Origin of the sequence: Burkholderia sp. Se-20378, from assembly GCF_017104665.1 — a bacterium.
In the GTDB taxonomy this organism is placed as follows: domain Bacteria; phylum Pseudomonadota; class Gammaproteobacteria; order Burkholderiales; family Burkholderiaceae; genus Burkholderia; species Burkholderia lata.
The window spans coordinates 1-2,463 of the sequence record NZ_JAAGPG010000854.1; the positions used below are offsets into that span (position 1 = coordinate 1).

Here is a 2,463-nt window from a genome sequence, read left to right on the forward strand (position 1 = left end):
GAAGCGACCGAGGGCGGCGCGTCGGTCGGCGCGGAAGGCGGTGCATCGGCCCAGGGCGCCACGCAGTAAGCGGTGCCCGGCACCGCGCGACGCTCGTCCCGAGGGCGCGTCGCGACGGTGGCCATCCGGCGGCCCGGTTCGCATTGCGCGAATCGGGCCGCTTTCGTGCGTCGATGCGATCGGGCGCGCCGTTACGGCCGCCGTTGGCTTTGCCCTTGTCCCTGACCCTGCGCCGGTCGCGCGGCAGCCGGTGTGAATACGCTGCGCAGCCATGCGGCGAGGCGGGCGAAGACGTCGTACGGTTCCTCGACGAAGATCTCCGGCTTCAGCAGCCGCAGGTACTCCATGATCTGCTGCGCTTCCTGCTTCTGGAACGAGCCGTGCGCGAGCCCGAGCCGCAACAGTCCGCGCAGTTCGCCGAGCTTGTCGCGCGCGGTGCTGCCGACGCTCATCTCGCACGCGAGCTTGGCCTCGTAGACCCGTTGCCGCAGCGATTCCGCGAGCCGCCACGCAGGTGTCTGCATCAGTTCCTCGAGCGTCTGGATGTCTTGCGCCGCCCCCTTGATCTGCGATGCGAGCGGATCGATCAGCGACGGGTCGCCCTGGGCTTCGGCGACGATCGCTTTCGCCCAGTCGCGGCAAGCCTTCGCGAGTTCGTCGGGGGTCCATTCGGAGCGTGACGCGAAGCCGAAGCCGAATTCGCCGGCCTGTCGCATCAGGATCGCGACGACGTCCGGAAATTCCTTGTCGAGCGTGCGTTTTGCCCACGCGTACTGACCGCCTTGCAGCATCCGCTGCACCGCGTGCTCGGTCAGCGGCACCATGTTGTCGAGCAGTTTGGCGCGCAGGAAATCCTCGAACGACGGCGTCGCGAACTGCGGGTCGAGTTTCAGCGACACGCGGACGAACGCGTCGTAGTCCTTGCGCAGGGACTCGAGCGTGTCGTCCTTGAGGGAAAGGGTGATCTGGCCCATGAATCGTCTCGATGGCGGCCCGCGCAAGCCGGCGGCCGGCACGGCGCACCGGGACGGGCGCAGCGTCGACTGACCGGTGCGCGCCGAGGCCGGTGGCGGGTCTTCATTCCCTATATCGGCGTGCCGGGCGGAAACTTGAGCGCGCGCAACCGAGCGTGTACTCAGGCGGGCAGCCAGTGGGGCAGCACGACCCCTTGCCAGAAAAAGAACACCGCGAGTCCTGCTGCGATCGTCACGAGCGGGCGGCGGGTGGCGGCCGACACGAGCACGGCAGCGAGCGCGCCGACGAGCTGTGGATTGCGCCAGGTCAGCTCGGCCGTGCCGCCGTGCGGCGAGACGGCCATCGGCACGATGATCGCGGTCAGCACGGTGACGGGCACGAAGCCGAGCGCGGTCCGCACGAGCGGCGGGAAGGTCAGCCGTTCGCCGAACAGGAACAGCGTCGAGCGGATCGCGTAGGTGATGACGGCCATCCCGAGAATCAGCAGCGCGTAGCTCACGATGCAGCCTCCGTGCGCGAGCCGGCGCGCGTGCGTTCGTGCAGCAACGTGAGCGCGACGCCGATCGCGACACCGGCGGCGACCGCGCCGAGCAGCCCGAGCTTGTACGGCCAGCCCTGCCAGAAGTACGCCAGCGTCCCGGCTGTCACGGCCGCCGCGAAATAGCGCAGCGTGCCGAGTTGCGGGACGACGATCGCGATGAAGGTGGCCGCCATCGCGAAATCGAGGCCGAGCGACTGCAGGCCCGGGAAGGCTGCGCCGAAGCCGATCCCCGCGAGCGTCCAGACCTGCCAGTTCAGGTACATCGCGAGCCCCGAGCCGAAGAAGTAGTGGGGGCCGATCGCGCCCGGCGGGAAATGCCGGTAGTGCGCATAGGCGACCGCGAACACCTCGTCGGTCATCAGTGCGCCGAGCGTTGCCCGCCAGCGCAGCGGCAGGTGTGCCACATAGGGCGCGAGCGTTGCGCTGTACAGCAGGTGACGCAGGTTCACGATCAGCGTGGTCGCGAGCACGACGACGAAGCTCGCGCTGCCCGCGATCAGGCCGAGCGCGATGAACTGCGCGGAGCCCGCGAACACGACGAGCGACATCAGCGCGCCATGCCACGCGGCGAGCGGGCCGCCGCCGACGAGCGTGCCGAAAATCACGCCGAACGGGGCAGCGCCAATCATCATCGGGATCGTGTCGCGCGCGCCGTCGAGCCATTCGTTCAATGGGCGGCGGGCAGGCGATGCGGGTGTCGGGTTCAAAGGGTGCTCCTCCATGAACTGGAGGATAGCGGGCAGGGGGCGTGCCGGCTTGTATGTTCTTGCGCTTGCGGAATGCGGCGGTGCCGGCGGTATCGCGATGGTGGACCGGACGCTGCGCGTCAGCTCGCCTGCCAGCGCCCGGGCGGCACGCCGAACATGCGTTTGAAATGCCGTGTGAAGTGGCTTTGGTCGACGAAGCCGCTGGCCGCCGCGACGTCGGCGACGGGTACGCCCGCACGC

At 69.1% G+C, this 2,463-nt stretch carries 4 protein-coding genes; all 4 read right to left on the minus strand.

Annotated features, from left to right (window positions below):
- Positions 1-191 precede the first annotated feature (191 nt).
- The gene (locus tag G3N93_RS38235) at positions 192-974 is read right to left on the minus strand and encodes a DUF4088 family protein (protein ID WP_174943907.1); all 783 of its coding nucleotides are present in this window, start codon (positions 972-974) and stop codon (positions 192-194) included.
- Between the two features lie 161 nt (positions 975-1,135).
- Entirely contained in the window at positions 1,136-1,474 is a 339-nt protein-coding gene (locus G3N93_RS38240) for an AzlD domain-containing protein (RefSeq protein ID WP_011351380.1), read from the minus strand.
- Positions 1,471-2,238 carry an AzlC family ABC transporter permease gene (locus tag G3N93_RS38245; protein WP_174987732.1) on the minus strand — a complete coding sequence of 256 codons (768 nt, stop codon included), beginning with the start codon at positions 2,236-2,238 and terminating at the stop codon, positions 1,471-1,473. Before G3N93_RS38245 ends, G3N93_RS38240 begins: the two co-directional genes overlap by 4 nt.
- A 104-nt stretch (positions 2,239-2,342) precedes the next feature.
- Positions 2,343-2,463 (minus strand): helix-turn-helix domain-containing protein (locus tag G3N93_RS38250; protein WP_206135358.1); only part of this gene is annotated, 121 nt, incomplete at its 5' end.